This is a genomic window from Abyssisolibacter sp. ZYX002 (assembly GCF_056892235.1).
This window is the reverse complement of record NZ_JARMXH010000001.1, coordinates 674,834-698,316: the sequence shown is the minus strand read 5'-3', so window position 1 is coordinate 698,316 and position 23,483 is coordinate 674,834. Positions and strand designations below refer to the sequence as shown.

General features: G+C 30.2%; 22 protein-coding genes and 1 riboswitch. Of the genes, 2 read left to right on the top strand and 20 right to left on the bottom strand.

Annotation, left to right across the window (positions count from 1 at the left end):
* Nucleotides 1-27 precede the first annotated feature (27 nt).
* From P3X86_RS03025 to P3X86_RS02935, 19 genes are all read right to left on the bottom strand, one after another.
* Nucleotides 28-981 (bottom strand): AraC family transcriptional regulator, encoded by a 954-nt coding sequence (locus P3X86_RS03025; protein WP_483291147.1) that lies wholly within the window; start codon nucleotides 979-981, stop codon nucleotides 28-30.
* A gap of 57 nt (nucleotides 982-1,038) precedes the next feature.
* Nucleotides 1,039-2,055 carry a GNAT family N-acetyltransferase gene (locus P3X86_RS03020; RefSeq protein ID WP_483291146.1) on the bottom strand — a complete coding sequence of 339 codons (1,017 nt, stop codon included), beginning with the start codon at nucleotides 2,053-2,055 and terminating at the stop codon, nucleotides 1,039-1,041.
* Nucleotides 2,056-2,087: 32 nt separating this feature from the next.
* Nucleotides 2,088-2,306, bottom strand: a complete 219-nt coding sequence (locus P3X86_RS03015) for a hypothetical protein (protein WP_483291145.1) — start codon at nucleotides 2,304-2,306, stop codon at nucleotides 2,088-2,090.
* A 62-nt stretch (nucleotides 2,307-2,368) separates the two neighbouring features.
* On the bottom strand, nucleotides 2,369-2,716 hold the full coding sequence (locus P3X86_RS03010) for a class I SAM-dependent methyltransferase (protein ID WP_483291144.1): 348 nt from the start codon (nucleotides 2,714-2,716) through the stop codon (nucleotides 2,369-2,371).
* Between the two features lie 228 nt (nucleotides 2,717-2,944).
* Nucleotides 2,945-3,904, bottom strand: a complete 960-nt coding sequence (locus P3X86_RS03005; RefSeq protein WP_483291143.1) for a 4Fe-4S dicluster domain-containing protein — start codon at nucleotides 3,902-3,904, stop codon at nucleotides 2,945-2,947.
* 189 nt (nucleotides 3,905-4,093) lie between these two features.
* On the bottom strand, nucleotides 4,094-4,900 hold the full coding sequence (locus P3X86_RS03000) for a methyltransferase domain-containing protein (protein ID WP_483291142.1): 807 nt from the start codon (nucleotides 4,898-4,900) through the stop codon (nucleotides 4,094-4,096).
* Nucleotides 4,901-5,186: 286 nt separating this feature from the next.
* Nucleotides 5,187-6,332 carry a GNAT family N-acetyltransferase gene (locus tag P3X86_RS02995; protein WP_483291141.1) on the bottom strand — a complete coding sequence of 382 codons (1,146 nt, stop codon included), beginning with the start codon at nucleotides 6,330-6,332 and terminating at the stop codon, nucleotides 5,187-5,189.
* A 488-nt stretch (nucleotides 6,333-6,820) separates the two neighbouring features.
* Entirely contained in the window at nucleotides 6,821-8,143 is a 1,323-nt protein-coding gene (locus P3X86_RS02990; RefSeq protein WP_483291140.1) for a Na+/H+ antiporter NhaC family protein, read from the bottom strand.
* Nucleotides 8,144-8,393: 250 nt separating this feature from the next.
* Complete coding sequence (mtnK, locus tag P3X86_RS02985; protein ID WP_483291139.1) at nucleotides 8,394-9,620, bottom strand: S-methyl-5-thioribose kinase; 1,227 nt, start codon at nucleotides 9,618-9,620, stop codon at nucleotides 8,394-8,396.
* A 14-nt stretch (nucleotides 9,621-9,634) separates the two neighbouring features.
* Nucleotides 9,635-10,669, bottom strand: a complete 1,035-nt coding sequence (locus P3X86_RS02980; RefSeq protein ID WP_483291138.1) for an S-methyl-5-thioribose-1-phosphate isomerase — start codon at nucleotides 10,667-10,669, stop codon at nucleotides 9,635-9,637.
* A 13-nt stretch (nucleotides 10,670-10,682) separates the two neighbouring features.
* Nucleotides 10,683-11,306, bottom strand: coding sequence for a class II aldolase/adducin family protein (locus tag P3X86_RS02975; protein WP_483291137.1), 624 nt, complete (start codon nucleotides 11,304-11,306; stop codon nucleotides 10,683-10,685).
* 31 nt (nucleotides 11,307-11,337) lie between these two features.
* Nucleotides 11,338-12,501, bottom strand: coding sequence for an iron-containing alcohol dehydrogenase (locus P3X86_RS02970; protein ID WP_483291136.1), 1,164 nt, complete (start codon nucleotides 12,499-12,501; stop codon nucleotides 11,338-11,340).
* Between the two features lie 7 nt (nucleotides 12,502-12,508).
* Nucleotides 12,509-13,282: a DeoR/GlpR family DNA-binding transcription regulator gene (locus P3X86_RS02965; protein WP_483291135.1), complete on the bottom strand. Its 774-nt coding sequence runs from the start codon at nucleotides 13,280-13,282 to the stop codon at nucleotides 12,509-12,511.
* Nucleotides 13,283-13,599: 317 nt separating this feature from the next.
* Nucleotides 13,600-15,294 carry a sigma-54 interaction domain-containing protein gene (locus tag P3X86_RS02960; RefSeq protein WP_483291134.1) on the bottom strand — a complete coding sequence of 565 codons (1,695 nt, stop codon included), beginning with the start codon at nucleotides 15,292-15,294 and terminating at the stop codon, nucleotides 13,600-13,602.
* Between the two features lie 264 nt (nucleotides 15,295-15,558).
* Nucleotides 15,559-16,563, bottom strand: a complete 1,005-nt coding sequence (locus P3X86_RS02955) for an electron transfer flavoprotein subunit alpha/FixB family protein (RefSeq protein WP_483291133.1) — start codon at nucleotides 16,561-16,563, stop codon at nucleotides 15,559-15,561.
* An 18-nt stretch (nucleotides 16,564-16,581) separates the two neighbouring features.
* Nucleotides 16,582-17,364, bottom strand: a complete 783-nt coding sequence (locus tag P3X86_RS02950; protein WP_483291132.1) for an electron transfer flavoprotein subunit beta — start codon at nucleotides 17,362-17,364, stop codon at nucleotides 16,582-16,584.
* Between the two features lie 12 nt (nucleotides 17,365-17,376).
* Nucleotides 17,377-18,516: an acyl-CoA dehydrogenase gene (locus P3X86_RS02945; protein WP_483291131.1), complete on the bottom strand. Its 1,140-nt coding sequence runs from the start codon at nucleotides 18,514-18,516 to the stop codon at nucleotides 17,377-17,379.
* 92 nt (nucleotides 18,517-18,608) lie between these two features.
* On the bottom strand, nucleotides 18,609-19,454 hold the full coding sequence (locus P3X86_RS02940) for a 3-hydroxybutyryl-CoA dehydrogenase (protein ID WP_483291130.1): 846 nt from the start codon (nucleotides 19,452-19,454) through the stop codon (nucleotides 18,609-18,611).
* 16 nt (nucleotides 19,455-19,470) lie between these two features.
* Complete coding sequence (locus P3X86_RS02935) at nucleotides 19,471-20,250, bottom strand: enoyl-CoA hydratase-related protein (RefSeq protein ID WP_483291129.1); 780 nt, start codon at nucleotides 20,248-20,250, stop codon at nucleotides 19,471-19,473.
* A 579-nt stretch (nucleotides 20,251-20,829) separates the two neighbouring features.
* A riboswitch (Lysine riboswitch) is annotated at nucleotides 20,830-21,004 on the top strand.
* A gap of 79 nt (nucleotides 21,005-21,083) precedes the next feature.
* Between P3X86_RS02935 and P3X86_RS02930 the strand changes: the two genes are divergently transcribed.
* Together P3X86_RS02930 and P3X86_RS02925 are read left to right on the top strand one after the other, a co-directional pair.
* Nucleotides 21,084-22,583, top strand: coding sequence for a Na+/H+ antiporter NhaC family protein (locus P3X86_RS02930; protein WP_483291128.1), 1,500 nt, complete (start codon nucleotides 21,084-21,086; stop codon nucleotides 22,581-22,583).
* Nucleotides 22,584-22,659: 76 nt separating this feature from the next.
* Nucleotides 22,660-22,869, top strand: a complete 210-nt coding sequence (locus tag P3X86_RS02925; RefSeq protein ID WP_483291127.1) for a hypothetical protein — start codon at nucleotides 22,660-22,662, stop codon at nucleotides 22,867-22,869.
* Here the strand turns inward: P3X86_RS02925 and P3X86_RS02920 are convergent.
* Nucleotides 22,859-23,482 (bottom strand): hypothetical protein, encoded by a 624-nt coding sequence (locus P3X86_RS02920; RefSeq protein ID WP_483291126.1) that lies wholly within the window; start codon nucleotides 23,480-23,482, stop codon nucleotides 22,859-22,861. The two genes, P3X86_RS02925 and P3X86_RS02920, sit on opposite strands and share 11 nt — an antisense overlap.
* Between the last annotated feature and the right edge of the window lies 1 nt (nucleotide 23,483).

Sequence of the window (23,483 nt, the reverse complement as noted above, 5' to 3'; positions counted from 1 at the left end):
AGCGTATTTCTATTACATCATACCTTGTTATTTAGGCTGAACGGGGATATATATATCTACAGCTTTCTTATGGTCACTATTGTTATCATTATCTAATGGATAAAATTCGAATGCTGGCTTATCACTTAGCTTAAATCCACTTTTTTCTAGCCACTCATCAATCATATAATCCCATGCCTGCTGATACTCTGTATAATCTAATTTGAAGCTACCAATAGCATATTTCCCGCCTTCAATTGTCGTATTACCAATGTCTCCCTCAACCTTAACAGATTGATCCACAGTCATACATACACTCATTCTTAGCTTTGTATCTTCTGTCAAGTTGCCTATGTCATGATACACTACAAGCCACTGGGTTTTGCAACTCACTAAATCTCTTGCAAATGCCCATTGATAAAGCTTATTAAACAATGTAGTAAATAATTTTGTATCTTGTTTATATTTACCTATATACCTTACATAGATTACTTCTTTATTAGATATTTTTTTAATCTCAAATTTATAAGGCTTTATTTTCTCTTTCTCATGTATATTATTTTTCTTCACAGTATCATTATACACATTATTTATTTTAGAATCTTTTCCATCATTGCTTTCTATTTGTCCATTTTTGCTATTTTGTGGGTCTTCATTTCCTTGTATTTTATATTCACTTGCATTAACCCCAAAATATTTTTTAAAAGCCTTAGCAAAAGATGCCTGGTTAGCAAAACCAACATTAGCTGCTACTTGTGTTATAGTTTTTTTATTGTCTGTTGATAGCAAAAAGGCTGCCTTTTCAAATCTCAATCTTTTTATATAACTATAAAGTGATTCTCTAGTGTAATTTTTAAAGAGTCTATGAAAATGATATGGTGAATAATTAGCTATCTTTGATAAATTATCTAGAGTCAAGTTCTTTTCTAAATTATTTTCTATATAGTCTTGCACTAAATTTATTTTTGATATATATTCTTTTTTATCTAATTTATTATTCATAGCTTTTTTCTATCCTCTCAATTCCATTTACTAAAATTATATAATAGTTTTGATCTCTTATGGCTTTAATTTTAGTTCCATTATTAATTCGCCATTTGAATCAGTTTTATTGTTAAAAGAAAAGCCTAATTGCTGATATAATCCTATTGCTTTAAGATTTTCTTTATATACACTTAAATAAATTTTGTCGGTGGAATACTCTTTTTCTACAATTTCTATTAATTTTTTAAAAGCTTCTTTACCGTAACCTTTTCCTTGGTATTTTTCATCTATTAGCATTCTATCTATCCAAGTTTCATCATCATATCTATTTGTTTTATCTTGCCATATTCCATACATTGCATATCCTATAATTGTATTGTTAATACCTATTCCTTTACTTTTCCATGTAATACCTTCAGGAGGATTAGCTTCCTCATCTAAACAGTTTTCTATTGTTTCTATGAATTTTTGCTGACTCTTTTTAACTTTTAATTCTATAATTTCTCTACGATTTTCTTTTGTAATATTAACGAGCTGTATACCATCTTTATATTGTATGTTTTCTATTTCTAATCTTAATATATAAAACTGTCTTAACCACTTGGGTTGATTATATATATCATCTTTTATACTTTTTAATGCTCTTTTCCCTATTCTTCTATCGAGTATAGCAAATAATCTAACTAAGGGATTTTCTGAGGATATACTATTATCAATACTATTATGTAAATAATAGTTCAATGCTTTTGTAAAATCCCAAACATAAAATATTCCTTCATTAACGAGGGTTTTATTTACTCTATCTTCTACTTCTAAATTTTCTATGTCATGTAGTATTTTTTTACCATCCCAATTGCGTTTAGGTATATTTTCTTCTCTTGTAAGCTTAGATAATAGTTTGTTTTCAGCTCTATAATACTCAAAAACATTACCTTTTAATACTTCTTTTTCATCTATCAGTATTGAAACTCTAGCTTCGTCATCGTGTGCTTTTCTATACTTTGTAATAAAGTACTTAACACGCCCTCTTAGGTTTTCACATAGTAAATCTTGTTCTAATCTTTTTTTTATCCCGCTCCATGACTGACTCATAATGTCACCACCTTATTTTCTATAAGCTAGTCTTATCTATCACAATTAATAAAATATCCACTTTTATACCAATCAAGATATTCTACATTTACTGACCAGCCTCTTTCTTTTAATTTTAATGCAATTTCATCTGGACTTACATTATTTTTTATACGTTTATTAGTTGGTATATACCACCCCATAAATCTCAATCCTTGTGCTGTAGTATTACTTATATCATCAATAAAATTATCTATATTTTCTATAAACATTAAAACATCCCTACAAACAATGTAATCAATATGAACATCTTTATAATCAGTTTTTATATTTTTTATATTAAGTCATTCAACTCTTCTATACAACCTTCATCCACATCAAGTCCATATACTTTACAAGGCATAAGATTATTCAGTATAAATCTAGAAAGAAATCCTCCGCCACACCCAATATCTAATACATGTCCTTTAATATCTTTGAAATACGAATATATTTTATTGTCATAATATAACGATGCACTTTCTCTATCTATTGTAACTTTGTTATTGCATTTATTACACACTATAGTTATTTCCATATCTACATCCTCATCCCAAGGATGATATTTGTTTTGTAATATAAAGCATTCTTGTCCACAAGTACATTTTTTTCCCCATATGATATTATTGTGTTGGTTAATCATGATACCCCTCCAAATTATTATGTTAAGAGTCAATCTCCGCTCTCTTTAATTTTCTATTTTTTGTATAAGATAGATGTCATCTTGGTATCATCTTATAGTTTAATTATACAATTTAGAAAACATAGCTACAAGTGTTACTATAACATTAAAATTACTATGTACCTAATAATTGTATCATTTATAAATGAAATAAAAAGAAGCTATACAATATAGTAAGCTTCATTTTTATTATTTAACCACTTTTTCTAATACAATTTCTTTATCATGCTGAGTTTTTAATATCTTATAATTCATATAGTTAAAAACACATTTTTGTATACATTTTTTACAGCCATAATACTTAGCCAAGTTTTTAAAACAAGTTTCCATATCAATACTAGATAATATGCCCTCTACACTTAGCTTCTCATCAACTGATGCTATAGCATTGACCGGACATATGTCAACGCATTTATTGCATCTCCTGCAAAATTCTCTAATCCACAGATAAGGATTGACACTTTCGTTGAATGGTAAATTTTCTATATTTGTATAAACTACTCCTATTCTATGCCTTGTCCCTACTTCAGGTGTAATTATATAACCATGTTTACCTATGATTCCTAGACCAGCTCTTTCAGCTAATACTGAATATGTAAAAATTCCTTCTAACGGTGATCCTGCTATAGCACCAAAACCCCTTTTAGTTAAATACTTTGCTATCTTATTTGACATTCTGCTTATTCTTATATTAGAAATTTCTCCTATTCTTACATTTTGATATTTATTCAAACTTTTAAATCTATATTTACTTAAATTTAAAGCAAAAACTATCACACTATTATACTCAATGTTATTATCATTAAAGCAATCGTCTTCTTCAATTTTGGTAAACCCTATTGTAAATATATCATCTTTATTGACTATATTAAAAATTTCCTCAATTTCATTTTTTGTAATATTATTTCTAATAGGTTTCTTCCTATTTGATTTATATGTTTTAGTAACTTGTTTTATATTCATAATTAACATTGGAAGTGTTAATATTCTCTCCTTAAATGGCAATGTATTAAAGAACTTGAACTTCAATTTAATTTGCTCTATAGCATTATCATAATCAAGTACTACTTGGTTTCTATGTAATAGCTCTTCATACGTATCGTCAGGAGTCGAGCGACTAAATATCATTTTTAGTATTTGTTTAAGCAATATTATCCCCTCCTCTTACCCTGATTTTATATAGTAATTTTACCATACTCTTTGTCAATAAATTGTCTGATTTTGTATTATTGATAAATTATTTTTTTATTGGACAAATTAGTATTAGTTTTTATAAATATCTTCAATAAAAAAGAGTTATATTAAAATATTTCTTAATATAACTCTCATCTTATGGTATTATTTTTTAACTATAATATGCAAATGCTCTGCAGCATCTCTATACTGTGGTAGTTCACAATACTGTGCTGCTTTAGTTATATAGCTTTCATAGGAATTAGTCATATATTTTTCTAAATTCATAAGTTCAATATGTAATCCTGATATAAAGCTTTCTGCTCCAGCATACGATACTATTTCAAAGCCTGATTTCTCAACCTCTTTTATAGCAAGAGGTGGTATTGTCATATACGCTTTTGTAAAACATTCCTTCTCTGATAGTTGTAAGTCTCCCTTCATATTGTTATCAAAAGTTTCTAATGAATCATACATATCTGGACATTCGTACAAACTAGCTTTTAATACTCCCCATGTATTGATATATGCTATTAATGCTACACCATTTTTCTTTAGTATCCTCTTAGTATTTGATAATACCTTTAATCTTTCTTCCGATTCATGCAAATGATACAAAGGCCCCATGACTAAAACTGCATCATATTTTTCATCTTCAAGCTGATCTAACTCCAATGCATCTTTACATAGATACGTTACATCTGTAAATCCAGCTTCAGTAATATTTTCGCTGGCTATATCTAGTTCATTTTTAGATATGTCCATTAAAGTAACCTTATATCCCTTCTTTAACATTTCAAGTGAGTATCTACCAGGACCTGATCCAACATCTAATAGCTCTCCACCACTGGGAAAGTATTTATCTATTAAATATAGTGTACTTTTAAATTCGACTACTGAATATGGTGAAGATAATCTATAGTATTCCTTTTGCGCTATACTGTCATAATAATCTCTAACTATATTATCCATAACAATACCTCCTTTAAATATTTATATAATTCTATATCAAGAAAATAAAATTTACAAGATTTATTATATGCTTTTTTAAATTTTATAATTTCACGATACAAAAACGATGGCTGATGAGCCATCGTTTTAGATTGATGACAAAGTCATCAAGATAGCAGACTTTAGTAAAAGTTCAATTTCAAGGCGTGTTAAAATTGAGTAGCACAGCTTACTTAGAGGTAAGTGAGCAACGGAAATTTTAACTACAACGCAGAAATTGGGTTTTTTTCTACAGTCTGAAATAATACTATATCTGTTCAATTAATGCTTTAAGTTTTTCATCTTCTATTGTGCTAAATGCACTTTCATCAGTTATCCTTTTTTTATCTGTTAATCCATTTTCAATCGCCATCTGTAATTTATTCAATGCTGAATCTAAATGACCATTACGAGCATCTGCTCTTGCTGAGAAATAATAAAATAAATATTTATTATCTTCTCTTCTTATTCTAGATGATTTAGTTTCATTCTCATCTATTCTTATTACTTCTATTGCTTTATTATATAAATAAGCAGCTTCTTTATAATCTTTATTTTGATAACAACTATATGCATGAACTAAGTAGTTATCTAAACTATTTAACCAACCAAATAACACCGAGTATTTTCTCGTCAATTTAAATCCTACTTTTTCTGCGGTCTTTTGAGATCCTATGTTGTCATCCCAGCAATGCCAGCCTATATCTTTTATCTCTTCAGATAAGCAATGTTTTATACACTCAGTAACTACTTTTGTAGCAAAACCTTTCTTTTGATAACTCTCATCTGTTTCTATACCAATTTCAGCTTTATCATCTACTATAAAATCTGCTAGACTCCAGCTAACTATATCATCATCTTTTATTATACAAAAACCAAAACCATTTTTTAGAAAATCATCTATACCTGTCCATGCCTCTGTGTGTGTCCATTCTATTATTTCATCTATATTCTCTAGTTTTTTGTTATCTATTAATTCTTTATCTATTTTTCTAATTTCATAGCCTTCTGGTAAAGACAAATCAACATTATTAAATTCGTTGAACATATAGTGCCTACGCCTTTCAACTCCTAAATAATGTTTATCACGTAGCTTATCACTAAGTACTTTTTCCCAAGCACTATTTTCATCATATCCTATAAGAAAATCAATTTCTTCAGCTTCTTTCATAGCAGGAAACAACTTCTCTAAAATATATTCAATCATTGAATCATTAAATTCATCATTATTTTCTTTACCTGCAAAATAGAGATGTGTTTTATTGTATATACACGCGGTTTCTGGTTTGTTTATATTATCTACAAATATCTGACCTCTTCTATTTTTTATTACAGAGTTAACATCCAAATAATAATCCAAATTTTCAAATAAGCCCGTTACCATTTCATATTCTTTACATTCTAATTTATACATAGTTTCCACCTTTCGATTTTTTATGGTGGAATATGCTTTGTGTTAAGCAAAAACCACCCTTTTATTCACTTCTATCACGTTAACTTCGCTAAAATTCTCTTGCAAGCCAATCAGCCTCCTTTATATATTAATTTGTTCAAATGGTTATTTGGCATTTTTGTATGATTTAATTATCAAAAAAACGATATTGTCATTCTTGTGATAAATCAATATACACTATTGTCTTATAAGTAACCATATTATCAATCTTATAGGTTCTAGTAAAAAGACTAAAATAAATGCTAAAAAAAGATTTATCATGATTTTTAAGTATCTGAGCCTTCCGAATTGCTACAATAAAAAAAATAGAAACCATAAAAATGCCATATACCCTCATTCATATTATGTATTATTCATAATATCTTTTAGAACATATTCACATTATAATATATTTCACAATAAAAATAAACCCAAAATAATCATACTTTGGGTTTATTTGCTCTATTTTATTATTTTTTAATAGGTTTTTTAAATCTTGGTACTCCAAGTATAATTGCTAACGTACCAAATACTATCATTAACATAGAATATATGCTATATGGAACTAGTTTTACTGGTGATATTTTTGCAAGTCCTGCTGCTAAGAGTATTTGTCCACCATATGGAACTATTCCTTGGAATGCTGATGAAAAAATATCTAATAAGCTTGCTGTTCTCCTCGGGTCAATATCATATTCCTTGGTTATGTCTTTAGCCAAAGGTCCAGCTGTAACTATTGCTATAGTGTTGTTTGCAGTAGCAATATCTATTAAACTAGCTAATGCCGCTATTCCTGCCTCAGCACCTTTTTTAGTTTTCACTTTTGATGTAACTTTGTCTAATAGGAAACCTATTCCTCCATAGTACTTCATTAGTTCTACTATACCGCCAATAACTATGGCTATTAAACATAAATCTTGCATCCATCCAAATCCACGTTGTATAAACCCTAGCAGTTCAATAAATGTAAATGAACCTATTCCTAAACCTATCACTGATCCTGTTGTTATGCCTACTGCTAAAACTATCATTACATTAAGTCCTAATAATGCACAAACTATTATTGATAAGTACGGTAATACTTTTAGTATTGAATACTCTCCAACTTCTAATGTAGCGCTACCAATTGGAATACAAGCTAATATTATCAATGTTACTATAACTGCTGGTAATACAATCAATGAATTCATTTTAAACTTGTCTTTAAGCTCAATCCCTTGAGTCCTTGTAGCTGCTATAGTTGTATCAGATACAAATGATAAGTTGTCTCCAAACATTGCTCCACCAACAACGGTACCAACTATTAATGGAAGCGATATCCCTGTTTGTTGTGACATTCCTATTGCTATTGGAGTAAGTGCTGTCACTGTCCCCATCGAAGTCCCCATTGCAAACGATATCACACATCCTATTAAAAATGTACCCGGAAGTATTGCTTTTGTAGGTAATATGCTCAATCCTAAGTTAACTGTTGATTCAACCGCTCCCATAGCGTTAGCAACTGAGTAAAAAGCTCCTGCTAATATAAATATTATAACCATTAGGATAATTGTGGATTCTCCACCACCACGTGAAAAAATTTCAACTTTTTCGTCTATTGATAGTTTTTCTCCTTTTCTATTTAAACAAAGTGAGTAAGCTAATACAATGATAAATGCAACTAGCACAGGCATATTTGTAAATTTCTTAGTGACAATCCCTGTTGTTATAAATATAACTAAGAACACTAGTAATGGTGTTAACCCTAGAAAACTATTATATTTACTATCCTGCTTTTTATTTTCATTATTCATATGTTGTCCCTCCTAAATTAGGTCTTATAAGTTTCTTGGATAGGTACATCCCTATCACTACAATGCATAACGTATCATTAATCCATTAATGTTAATTATTTTTTAAAGCTTTATCGTACAATAACTTATCACTACGACAAAGTAATAAAGTTTTAACATTAGATGTTCGTAGATATTCTCGTTGCTTATCATAGTACTTTTTAGCCCTCACCCCCTTTACTACAAACTAAAGCATCTTATAAATATCAGCTTAGTTAACGAATTTTTTTAATGTTTGTACATATTGCATTCCTGTTTTATATTGGTCTCTGTTCAAAATAAACTCTTTGCCTACACGTATAAGTATTTTTTCTACTTCGGCTCTTTTGTGCTCATCTTGTATACTTGTTATATCTTCTACTTTGGCTATTCCAACTATACGCCTAATAATTTCAAGTCCTGCAGTACCAGCTGTATCACTTAAAATACTATCTAGATAATACTCGTTGAATCCATCTGTCTTAGCTAGTAAATCTGTTACTTCTGTTTTATATTTTTTGTTGAATTTTTCTTTAAAAATATCAATAATATCTATCACACATTGCTCTAGCCAAGATAGGAAATCATATTTCTCTTTTGAATCTTCAATTGTAGCATATCCATGCCCCCAAGCTAATAATAGATTGGCCACGATATTTCCAACGTCATATCCTATTGGGCCAAAGAAAGCAAACTCTGGATCTATTACCTTTATTTCTTTTTCGTCTATAAATATTGATCCTGAATGTAGATCTCCATGTATTAACGCTTGAGTATTGTTCATAAAATTGAACTTCAATTTACCAATTTCTAATCTGAGTTTCTTATCTTTATATATATTATCTTGTACAAATTTACTCATTGCAGGTATCACAGTGTTTTCTCCTAAAAAATTGCCGGCTGGTTCTGTAAATACTAATTGCTCACTTATGTCACATAATTCAATATTAGTGAACTGTTTAACCATCTCTTTTTTCTTTTTGTGATCCATAACTATATCTGTTGTTGGTAACAAAGTATTTACCATGAATGTTGTAATGTTTTGCGCAAAATGTTTATAGATGTTATTTTCTAAAAGTGCTTTACGCATTATTTTGTAGTCTGATAAATCTTCCATCGCATAACAATTCATTATTTCATCATACATGTAAATCACTGGAACGTATCCACTACATAATTCACCTTGCATTTGTAATATTTTACATTCAGATATATTTCTATCTATATTCAATTTTCTTCCTGATTTAGCTCTAGTATCTTCACCTGAATGTTTTAATATTAGAGATTTACCAGTATTTTTGTCTACTATTTTAAATACATAATTAAGGTTTCCATCCCCTATTTCTTTACACTGAAGATTAGATGTATCTTCAAAAAAGTTCAACTTCTTTTTTACGTATTCTACTGCATCCTCTTCCTGCATTAAAAAATATTCATCAAAACGATTTTTATCTGTCATAATTTTACCTCCATTTATTCATTGTAATATTCACTTAAATTGTATGGAGAATAAATCCCTTTATCAGTTACTATTCCTGATATCAACTTAGGTGGAGTTATATCAAATGATGGGTAAAAACCTTTAACACCTTCCATCGTTGTTTTTATTCCCATTGCTTGTAGCACAAATTCAGAATCTCTTTCTTCAATCTTTACAGAACTAATATCTTTATGCTTTAGATTAGGTATACCTGTCGCATAATATGGTATTCCCCAATAATGTGCTGCTAAAGCCATTTGAAAAGTACCCACTTTATTAACTACATGCCCATCCATAGTTATAGCATCTACAGCAGAAGTAAATACATCTACATTTTTAATTTTCATAACATACCCCGGCATATTATCTGTTATTACTGTGACATCTATTCCCATATCTCTTATAACGCTTGCTGTTAATCTTGCCCCCTGAAAATAAGGTCTAGTTTCCGCACAGAATACTTTTATATTATTGTTATTTTCTACACATAGCTTCATAAGCATACCAACTACTGTTTCACCAAAACATTGTGTCATGATTGTCCCGTTCTTAGGTATTTTTTCATATAGGTACTTTGCCACTTTTTCATATCTAAGGTATTTTTTATTGGCTTCATCTATTGCAACTTCCATTACTTTTTCTACTGCATTATCTCTATCATCTACAACCTCCAGAGCTTTCTCGTGACATGCTTTTACAGCTTTTAGCATATTGGCTACAGTAGTTGGACGACTATGACAAAGAGTATGCATTGCATCATTTATATATTCAATATACTCATTATCTGATAAGTCTTTTGCTTCATTTACAGCTAGAACCATTCCCATATTAACTGCTATATATGGTCCACCACTTTGAGTTACCATATCTTTTAAAGCTTTTGATACTTCTTTGTGTGTTTTACATTCTACAAATTTAGTTTCTACTGGATAGATTCTTCTATCTAAAATACGGACTATCCCATCTTCGTACCAAGCAACATTTTCATATCTAAGTAAAAAGGCTAAACCTTTATCTGCTCTAAACATATATACACCTCTTTTAAGAATTTTTCATCATATTTATTTCTTTATCAGAAAGAACTTTTACATTCCCTGCATTCTTAGCTATATGATATATCTTAGCTGCATCTTCTAAATAAATTGAAGAAGTAAAAGCTTTGTCAACTGTTTCACCTATTGCTAAAGTTCCATGATTACTTAATAAACAAGCTTTTCTATCTTTAAGTACTTTCAACGCTTCTGTTCCTATGCTTTCTGATCCAGGCATACCAAACTTAGCTACTGGTACATCTCCTCCGATAAACGGTACCATTTCTATAAGTATAACTGGTATAGTTTCTTGGCATACAGCAAAACCTGTTGCATAAGGTGAATGTGTATGGAGTACACACTTTATATCTTTTCTGTCTTTAAATATCTTTGCATGCATTTTCCATTCTGAAGAAGGTTTGTTATACCCATCTAATATAGTCCCATCAAGTTTTAATACTACTAAATCCTCTATAGTCATTGTATCGTAAGGTATACTTGAAGGTGTAATAATCATAACTTCATTATCTTTATCATAAATGCTTACATTCCCACTTGTTCCAGCAACTAGTCCTAATTTGTATGAATCCTTTGCTGCTTTTAGTACTTCTTTCTTTAACTCGTTTAATTTCATTAATATACACTCCTATTATTATGTCTTGTTATTATATAGCTAGTTTTAAAATTTCGATTATATCATCTTTGTTTAGTTTCTTGAATCTTCCCAATGTCTGTGATCCGTTTAGTGCTTTTTGCGCCATTTCTTCAAACTTATCTATAGGTACTCCTGCCTCTGACAATTTGATTTTTAGTCCCAATAATATTAAGAATTCTTCAAATTTCTTTATACCTTCTTGTACTATATAGTTTTTATCTAATTCTTTGTCAACTCCAAATACTCTAATAGATAATTGCATGAATCTATCTATATTTTGGTTTTGTACATATTTCATCCATGCTGGAAAAACTATAGCCATTCCCGCTCCATGTGTAATATCATAAAGCGCACTTATTTCATGCTCTATTCTATGAGATGCCCAATCAGATGTCCTACCAGCATCTAACATTCCGTTATGAGCAACTGTTGCTAACCACATTATTTCAGCACAATAGTCATAATTTTTAGGATCTTTTTTAAGTAATGGTCCAACTTCTAAAACAGCTTTCATAGCTCCTTCTAATAGGTAATCACTCAGTATTGAATTCTCAGTAGTTGTAAAATACCTTTCCAACAAATGAGATAGTATATCAGCTATACCACAAGACATCAAATAATCTGGTATTGTATAACACATCTCAGGGTTTAAGACAGAGAATTCTGGTACTATTAAATCTATATCAATACCACATTTTAGATTTTCTTCTTCGTTTGTTATAATACTACTTTCAGACATTTCTGAACCTGATCCTGGTATCGTTAGTACTGTTCCTACTTTTAATGCAGACTGTGGAGTTGCTTTACCATTATAAAAGTCCCAAACATCACCGTCATACATAGCACCTAATGCTATTGCTTTAGCCGAATCTATTGCACTTCCACCACCTACTGCTAATACAAAATCTATATTTTCTTTCTTGCAAATCTCTACACCTTTTCTTACTAATGATAGTCTTGGATTTGGTACAACACCATTTAAAATAACATAATCTATGTTGCTTTCCTGTAACGAATCAATAATTCTGTCTAATATTCCCAATTCCTTGAGATATTCACCACCATAGTGCAGTAATATTTTTTTGCTATATTTCAAAACGTGTTTACCAACTGATTTTTCCATATCTTTACCAAAAATAATCCTTGTAGTACTTTTAAAATTAAAATTATCCATATTATAACTACTCCTTCCCTACAACTATGACATCAACATCTTTTTCATTTAGCACTTTTATATATTTATTTGGTATGTCTCTGTCTGTTATTATGACATCAATATCACCCAAATCACATATTTTATTTGCAGCAGGTGAATCAAACTTTGTATAATCTACTATTAGATATTTTTTCATTGATCTTTTGAACATATTTTTTCTAACTCTCGCCCCTAATTCATGATTATCAGTTACTCCAAATTCTGCATTTATTGAAGAGCAACTCACAAAAGCTTTATGGGCGGATACGTTTTCAAGAGCATCTGTCGTCATATATCCTACAAACGAACTTGTACTTTTTCTTAAAGTTCCTCCTAGACAAATAACTTTTACACTTTTATTGTTTTCAAACTCATTTGTTATTTTTAATGAATTAGTAATAACCTTCAATCTTTTATTAGTGCCATTTAAGTTTTTGGCTATATATAATGCGGTTGTACTACTATCAAGCATTATACAATCTCCATCTTCTATTAAATCTATACACGCACTTCCAATTGATTGTTTTTCTTCAATGTATATAGTCTCTCTTATCTTTATTGGTACTTCTGTATCAGATGTTTGCGGTAAATACGCTCCACCACGCACTCTTTTTAATTTCTTTTCTTTTTCTAGTTTTTCAAGATCTCTTCTTATAGTTTCTTCTGATACTTTTAGTAATTCACTCAAATTACTTATTATAACACTTCCATTTTCTATAAGTAATTCTTCTATTTTTTTTAGTCTATCAACTGCTAACACCTTACCACCCCTTGTTTGTTTTATACTGAGTACTTATATTATAAAACAAATATTATTACAATGTCTTATTTTTTATATCGTCTTTTGTATTACTCGTTAGCAAAATATTATCACATTTAACCACATTAGTCAACATTAACTCAAAATATTTTCACATTTTCCAACATATATCCACGAATTCTAATTAATATAGTCTCATTTTCAGTCATTTCCACACAAAAAAAAAGACTACCTCACATCTGATAATCTCTTCTTACTAATAATTTGATTTGACAAAATTTATCATTCATTATTGACTGATAAGAACTTATTATAAATTAATTTAGCCCATATTCATCTATTTTTTTATATAGACTCACTCTACTTATTCCCAAAAGCTTTGACGCTTTATTTTTATTCCCTTCTGTTTTAGCAAGTATTTCTTTTATTACTTCTTTTTCTACCTCTGATATTATTTTTTTAAGGTTTTTATCTTTTATTGTTGATAAGTTAAACTTTTTCTTCGTAATCCTTTCTGGCAAGTGTGTTGGCTTTATAATCAAATCTACACCTAATAAGTTTATTGCCCTTTCTATAATATTTTCTAGTTCTCTAACATTCCCTGGCCATGAATAGTCTTTAAGATAGTTAATCGCTTCCTTTGATATCCCTTCTACATATATGCCTAATCTTTGTGCAATTTTAATCGTTAATTTATTTGCTAGCATTTCTATGTCTTCTTTTCTTTCCCTTAAGGCTGGTAGTTTTATTGACATGACGTTTAATCTATAAAATAAATCCTCTCTAAAAGCTTTATTATTCATTTCTTTTTCAAGGTCTTTGTTTGTAGCTGCTATAACTCTTACATCTATTTCTTTTTCATCATTTGAACCTAACTTGACTATCTGCTTTTCTTGAAGTACTCTAAGTAACTTTACTTGCATATTAAGTGGCATATCACCAATTTCATCTAATAATATAGTTCCTCCGTCAGCAAGTTCAAATCTACCCATTTTACCACCTTTTTTTGCTCCTGTAAAAGCACCCTCTTCATAACCAAATAACTCTGACTCTAAAAGCTCAGCTGGGATTGCTCCACAATTTATCTTTATAAAAGGACCATATCTTCTATTACTTGCATTGTGAATTGCATGCGCAAAGAGTTCCTTTCCTGTTCCACTTTCTCCCAAAATCAAAACACTTGAATCTGTATTTGCTACTCTCTTAGCAAGGTTTATGACATACTTCATACTTTCACTGTTTTCACAAATTTGTTCAAAAGAATATTTTGCTTTCTGGTTTTTATTTAATTTGTTCTTATAGTATTCAAGCTCTTTTTGGAGATTACTTATTTTTTTATTTAGAAACAGTAAGTCTGCTAAATCTTTAAACATCACTTTGCCAACTGCACCTATTATTTCATTGCCTTTTTTTAAAGGTATTCTCATTGAGATCATCTTATGACCTTTAACTTGTTGTACCTCTCCTACTTCCTTTTCACCTGTCCTCAATACAATATGCAATCTTGTATTTTCTATTACATCAGATATATGTTTACCTTCAGGTTTGTCTATATTTAGAAACTTTTTGTATGCTTTGCTCATCATTGTTATATTACCTTTTTCATCTACTACTACTACTCTTTCATCAAATGCATTCATAACAGTTTGTAGCATTTCTAAGTTAGCAATTTCTTTGTTTAACTCATAAATTTCAGTAATATCATTAAATAAAGAAAAAGCTCCACTGATGTTATTATTTGAATCAAATATAGGTACACTATCTACTAAGTATCTACGATTATCAATACATAACTCTTGTTTGAATAACGGCTTTTTCTTTTTGATAATCATAGGCAGATTACTATTAGGTAATACTGATAATATATTTTTACCTATAACATTATCTTTATCTATATTAAGTAGCTTATTGAATTCCTTATTAGCTATTACAATTTTTCCTTCAGTATTTATTTGTATTAAGGCTTCTTTTATATGTTGTAATATATATCTACAACTACTGTCTTTTAACATTCTGCTTCACCTCGACTTATTTAATCATACAGCACATATAATCTGCCACAAAGCATATCACGTCTTGTGTTTAGAAAAACTCTCAGGGGTGTCTTATAAGACACCCCCTCTGCTATGTTAATTATATCACATATTCAATATATAACAATGCTATTTTTTAGAGTATTTTTCTATTTAATAATTATTTAGTGAACAAAAAGCCTTAATATAATGTTAATTTTATAACAATTTCTAGTATAAAAAATAATCTATATATTTATAAATCTATTTTCTTACTAATTCTAATTCATTTATTAGTGCTGGCAATACTTTGTTTGCATCTCCAACTATTCCAATATCACAAAATTCAAATATAGGTGCTTGCTCATCTTTATTAATGGCAACTATAAGTTCTGAATCTTCCATACCAGTTACATGTTGAATAGCACCTGATATACCGCATGCAACATATAAATCTGGTCTTACTGTTTTACCTGTTTGACCAACTTGATGATTTCTATCTATCCATCCTGCATCGACTACAGCTCTAGACGCAGAAACCTGACCATCTAGCTTACTAGCTAGTATTTTAAGTTGCTCGAAGTTTTCAGCTTTACCTATACCTCTACCTCCTGATATAAGTACATTTGCATCTTCTATGTTTATTTTTTCTTTAGTCTCTTTAACAATCTCTAATATCTCAATGTTTAAGTCATCAGTTGTAAACTGTATTTTCATCTCATCAATCTTGCCTACTTTGCTCTCATCTTTCTTTGCAAGAGTCATTACTCCAGGTCTTACTGTTGACATTTGTGGTCTATGATCTGGACAAACTATTGTCGCCATAATATTTCCACCAAAAGCTGGTCTAGTCATCAAGAGATTTTTATTTTCTTCATCTATATCGAGTACAGTACAATCTGCTGTCAATCCTGTGTGTATTCTAGCTGATACTCTTGGTGCTAAATCTCTACCTATAGTTGTTGCTCCTATTAAGAATATCTCTGGTTTATTTTCATCTATTACTTTAACTAAGGCCTTTGTATACGGTTCAGTTATATAAGTCTCTAGGGCTTTATCATCAACATAAATCACTTTATCTGCTCCATAATGTATAAGTGTCTTTGCTAAATTTTTTATATCTTTTCCTAATATTACTCCTGTTACATCTACCTCTAGTTTGTTTGCTAATTCTCTAGCTTTACTAATCAATTCAAGTGATACTTTTTGCAGTACACCTTCTCTTTGTTCTGCAAATACAAATACGCCTTTATACTCTGCTAAACTCAAGTTTACTCCTCCTAACAACTATATTATGAATTTCTCTTGTAATTTTTCAACAATCAATTTTGCTGCTTCATTCTCATCTACATTATACACTTTACCTGCTGATTTTACTCCCTTAGTAAATGATTTTTTAACCTTAGTTGGTGATCCTTTTAATCCAATGTTTTTAGTATCTACATCAATATCATCTAAGCTCCATTTTATTATTTCTTTTTCTTTATAAGCATCCATAACACCACCTACTGACATGTATCTTGGAGTATTCATTTCACTTAATGTAGTTATTAAGCATGGTGTTTTAACTTTTAATTTGTGATAACCTTCTTCGTATTTTCTTTTTAATACAAGACTTTTTTCACTAAGTTCTAAGTCTTCAACATAGCTGACTTGTGGTAGCTTTAAATGTTCTGCTATTTGTGGCCCTACTTGTGCTGTGTCTCCATCTATAGCCTGCCTTCCTGCTATTATCAAATCATATTGTAACTTTTTAATTGCTGCTGCTAGTGTAGAAGATGTTGCCCATGTATCTGCACCTGCAAATGCTCTATCACTCAATAATATTGCTTTATCTGCTCCCATAGCTAACGCCTCTCTTAAAGCTTTTTCCGCTTGAGGAGGTCCCATTGTTATAACTGTTATTTCGGCATCAATTTTATCTTTAATTGCAAGTGCAGCTTCTAAACCACTCTTATCATCTGGATTTATTATACTTGGTACTCCATCTCTGATAAGTGTACCTGTTTTCTGGTCTAATTTTACTTCTGTTGTATCTGGCACTTGTTTTATACACACAACTATTTTCATATGTTTAACCTCCTATCTTAGTATATTGCTTGCTATAACCATTTTTTGGACTTCTGAAGTACCTTCATAAATCTCTGTAATTTTAGCGTCTCGCATCATTCTCTCTACTGGATATTCTCTAGTATAGCCATACCCGCCGTGAAGTTGAACTGCTTTAGTAGTTACCATCATAGCTGTATCTGCTGCAAATAGCTTAGCCATAGCAGATTCATTACTGTAGATTTTTTGATTGTCCTTAGCTTTTGCTGCTCTATAAACTAACAATCTTGCCGCATCTGTAACAGTTTGCATATCTGCTAGTTGAAACTGTGTATTTTGGAATTTTGCTATACTTCTTCCGAATTGTTTTCTTTCTTTTACATATTTTATTGTTTCATCTATTGCACCTTGTGCGATTCCTAAAGCTTGAGCTGCTATCCCAATACGTCCACCATCTAATGTCTTCATAGCTATAGAAAATCCTTTACCTTCTCTACCTAGTAAGTTCTCTTTTGGAACTTTACAGTTTTCAAATATCAACTCACATGTAGACGAGCCCTTGATTCCCATTTTTGCCTCTTTCTTTCCAACACTAAATCCATCAAAGTCTTTTTCTACTATAAAAGCTGATATTCCCTTAGTTCCTTTACTTTTATCCGTCATAGCCATTATGATATATATATCTGCATATCCAGCATTTGTGATGAATATCTTTGAACCATTTAATATATAATAATCTCCTTCTAATACAGCTTTAGTCTGCTGAGCTGATGCATCTGTACCTGCATTTGCCTCAGTTAATCCAAATGCTCCGAGGTTCTCTCCACTTAATAATGGCCTTAGATACTTTTCTTTTTGCTCTTTTGTTCCATGTTCATATATAGGGGCTGCACATAGTGATGTATGTGCTGAAACAATTACTCCTGTAGTCCCACATACTTTCGATAGTTCTTCTACAGCCATTGCATATGCTAAGTTATCAGCACCTTGCCCACCGTATTCTTTAGGAAATGGAATCCCTAAAAAACCGTATTTACCAAGTTTTTTCACTGTCTCGACAGGAAACATTTCTTTTTCATCTACTTCTTCTGCTAACGGTTTAACTTCTTTTTCTGCAAATTCTCTGTACATCTGTCTTAACAATTGATGCTCTTTTGAAATATTAAAATCCATAATTCTCCTCCTTTATGCCTCTAGTTAACTGTACACTTCTATTTTAATAACATTTTGGTATTGCTTTTTTAATCGAATTTAGGTTCTTTTAACTACTTATTATAGTCATAAAATCCTCTTTTAGTTTTTCTACCTAGTAACCCTGCTCTTACCATTTTCACAAGGAGTGGATGTGGTCTATATTTAGGATCGCCAAATTCTTTATATAGAACTTGCATAATAGCTAAGTTTACATCATTTCCAATCAAGTCCGCTAATGCTAAAGGACCTATAGGATGATTCGCTCCTAATTTCATTGCCTCATCTATATCATGAGCACTAGCTACTCCATCTGCTAGTATTCCTATTGCTTCATTTATCATTGGAATTAATATTCTATTGACTACAAAACCAGGTGCCTCCTCAACTTCTACTGGGTTTTTATTTATGTCTCTAGTTATCTCTATGATTTTATTTTTAGTTTCATCTGATGTTGGTAATCCCTTTATTATCTCTACTAGTTTCATAACTGGAACTGGGTTAAAGAAATGCATACCTATTACTTTTTCTGGTCTACTGGTAGCTGTCGCAATTTCAGTTATTGACAATGATGATGTGTTAGTGGCTAATATAGCTGATTCTTTGCAAAGACTATCTAATTCAGAGAATATTACTTTCTTTATCTCCATATCCTCTACTGCTGCCTCAATCACTATATCAACATCCTTGCATTCTTTTATATCTGTAGTAACAGTTATGTTACTCAATATTTCTTCTTTTCTTTCTTCGGTAATTTTCTCTTTTTTTACACTTCTATCAAGATTTTTTGTAATTACTTTTACTGCTCTTAGCACATATTCTTCTTTAATATCTCTAATTATCACACTGTAACCAGATTGAGCAAATATTTGAGCTATGCCACTACCCATAGTCCCTGCTCCTAAAACCATTATTTTCATGTAAATTACCCCCTTTTTATTTACCTATAAATTTAGGTTTTCTTTTCTCTATAAAGGCTGTCATTCCTTCTACTTGATCTTTACTGGCAAAACATAGGGCAAACAAATCTTTTTCTATTTGTATACCAGTTTCTATATCAGTTTCACACCCTCTATTAATAGCACTTTTTGCATATTTAACGGCTAATTTAGCATTTTGGGCTATTTCTTTTGCAAGCTTAACAGCTTCACTTATCAATTCATCTTGGTGAACTATTTTATTTATCAAACCTATCTTTTCAGCCTCTTTTGCATTTATTAATCTTCCTGTAAATATTAGTTCTTTTGCTTTTGCAATACCTACTAATCTAGATAATCTCTGAGTACCACTAAATCCTGGTATAATGCCTAAACTTACTTCCGGTTGCCCAAATTTAGCATTATCACTTACTATCCTTATATCGCAACACATTGCTAGTTCGCATCCTCCTCCTAATGCAAAACCATTGACAGCTGCTATGACAGGCTTTTTAAATAATTCTATCTTTCTAAATACATCTATACCTAATCTAGCAAATTCTCTTGCACTCTCAACATTTAAATCTCTCATTTGTAATATATCTGCTCCTGCTACAAAAGCTTTTCCCTCTCCTGATAATATCAACACATCTATATCATCGTTAGCTGATATTTCATTTAGTTGTGAGTCTAGCTCTTTAAGCACTTGAGTATTTAATGCATTTAATGATTTTGGTCTATTGAAGCTTAAAATAGCAACATTTCCTTCTACCTTCAATAATAGATATTTTGAATCCAATATAATGACCTCCCCTTAAGTTTGCATATATAATATTAAGCAATTTTCATGCCATAATTAATAAATATTATTAAAACCTGAGAATCACTGAAATACACCCAATTTATCACGTTTATCATTAATCAATCTATCATATATGATCTTACCTAGATTATTAAAACTGTTCACTTTGTATACATTATCCAGTAAAAACACTGCAATCATTGATAAAATCATAACAAATAAACATGTAAATAATATTTACATGTTTATTTGTTGTACACCCAAAAATTAAACCCTCTATTTTACTCTACTTTCTTGATAATTCAATAATTCTAAGCAAATTATGATATCACAGTTTTATCTAAAATATGTTTTTAATTTATTTTATTCTATGCTACTAATACGCCCAAGAGCTACTTTTTTTGTTGTTTTATCAATATATTGTTCTTTGCATCCTTTATACTGTGTAAAATTTTGCTTTCTTTTGATAAAAACTTATCATTGTCATATCGTTTTTATCATTATGCTTTATGCTATAAAACTTCATTACTTGACATATACTGATAATCTGTGTATAATAAAAACTCACAATAGTATAACTATGATAGAGGCGCAGAGATTATTAGTAGCAATGTGGAGCTTAGCAAGCTATGATACATAGTGAAAGGATGATTTGCCGAAACATTATTTTATGCTAAGGAATAATGTTGGGGTTAAGTTTAATAGGCTTAACACTCTCACTACGTTATGTAGTGGAGGCGCTATTATTTGACGAGAGATTCCTTTTCAGACAATAGTGCTTACTATTGTTTTTTTATTGTTACTAAACATACTAATGAGGAGGAAATCTTATGGATTTATTTATGAGTCTTTTACCCGCTATCGTAATGATAGTACTTGTGATAATCTCGCAAAAAGTTATTTTATCAATTTCAGTAGGTGTTATTTTAGGTTCTCTGATTACACATAATTTTAATATTGTATCTTCTACGAAGTATATAGGTGTCACAATGAAAGGTATTGTGACGGATTTTTCTTGGTATATGCCTATAGTAGGTTTTTTACTTCTTTTAGGAATTATCACTGCTTATTTAACTATATCTGGCTCAACAAGAGCATTTGCTGATTGGGCAGTTTCTAAAATTAAGAACAAAAAATCTGCTCAATATCTCGCATGGTTACTTGGAATCATAATTTTTATTGATGACTATTTTAATGCTCTGGTTATTGGTGAAATATCAAAACCTATAACTGACAGATACAATGTTAGTAGAGCTAAGCTTTCTTATATTATTGACTCTACCAGTGCACCTGTATCTATATTACTACCTATATCTACTTGGGGAGCATATGTTATCGGTATATTAACTGGTGTATTTGAAAAGATAGGTTATAAAACCTACAGTAGCACTACTGCTTTTTATCATCTTATGCCAATGCAATTTTATGCTATAGTTGCTCTTACAATGGTATATATTGTGATAAAATTTGATGTGAATATATTCAAAATGAAGACTTATGAAGTAAGCTCTATGAACGGAAATGATATAAGTCGCTCTGACAATAATGCTGAGTTATTTGATGTGAAAATCGAGACAGATAAAGGTAATAAGTGGGGATTAATTGTAACTATTTTTTCTTTAATCATATTGATTCTTGGGGGTATGCTATATGAAGCAAACTGGGATATAAGCAAAATGCTCACAGTAGAAATAACGCTACCACTATTTAGAGCTTCTGTTATTACCACTATTATTGCTTTACTTTTTGCAATATCTACTAGAGATATTTCAGCCAAAAAACTTTTTAAAGCAACTCTTAAAGGAATTTATTCAATGCTACCTGCTTCAATAATATTGATTTGCGCTTGGACTTTAGTAGCTGTAATCGGAGAATTAAATACAGGAAAATATCTAGCTGATCTAATAAAAGGTTCTAATATAAACCCTAGCTTCTTACCTCCAATATTATTTATTGTGGGTAGTCTTGTAGCATTTATGACTGGTACTAGTTGGGGTACATTTGGATTATTGTTACCTATAGCAGGTGAAATACTCGCTGCAAGTGACCAAGCTATGATACTTCCAGCAATGGCAGCTGTTTTAAGTGGCGCTATTTTAGGAGATCACTGTTCACCAATAAGTGATACAACTGTACTTTCAGCTACAGGAGCACAGTCAAAGCTTGATAGTCATTTTACTTCTCAGTTACCTTATGCTTTAATATCAGGTATGATAGCATTTGTTGGATATATAATATATGGATTTACTACTAACCTACTGCTAAGTTATATAGCTATAGCAACTCAATTATTACTATTTACAATTATAATCAAAAAAATTAATAAATAAAGAGAAGCAAAAGTAGCTTTTTGCTTCTCTTTTTATATCTTTTTGGTAATACTAATATCGAAAAGAGGTGTTAATTATGAAACAAAATCATTTTGAACCCGATAAACGTTCTTCAAATTTTCGTATGGATATTGGTACTGATTTTAATTTAACTCTTGTTCCAAACTATGAACTATTGAAACATACTAATAGTAATGTTAACTTTAATAAAGATTCTGGCAAAAAAATTGTTGTTAATGAAGATGAAGTGCTGTTAAATACAAATGCTAATGATCCTAACCCCTAGGTTTATGTAAGATAATATTATCCTTTAGTAATATTCTTTGTATGTTATCTACTATAGATGAACTGTTTATAATCTTGTATACGTTACTTTTTGAATCGCTTATTCTTATATAATTATCCTCATATATATAAATCTGTATATATTTTTTAGGTAGCCTAATATATAAGGAATATTTTAATTCTTTATAATAAAATTTTCTTGGCTCATAATTTATAACTGTTAGATTAGATAAACAGTCCATTATATCATTTATTACCTTGCTATCTTCTATCTTAGTACGAGCATTATCTTTTATGTCGTATCCCCTTTTTGTGAGCCCTATACTTTTTATGTCATCTAGTTTTTCACTGTAGTATTTTTCTAATACTCCATTTGTGAAATTTCTTGGATAAATCCTATCTATTATTATGTAGCCACATAACAAAACTATGCATATTAAAACTATCATAGTTTTTATGTATTTCTTTTTATAGATATAGCTAATTATACTAAGACAACCTAGTGCTATAACTAAACATACAGTTATATCTTCGTTTAGATTGTAAAATACACCCACTGTATTGGTTATTAACATTAAAATCAACCATATCCTACAACTAAGCCATTTTTTCATA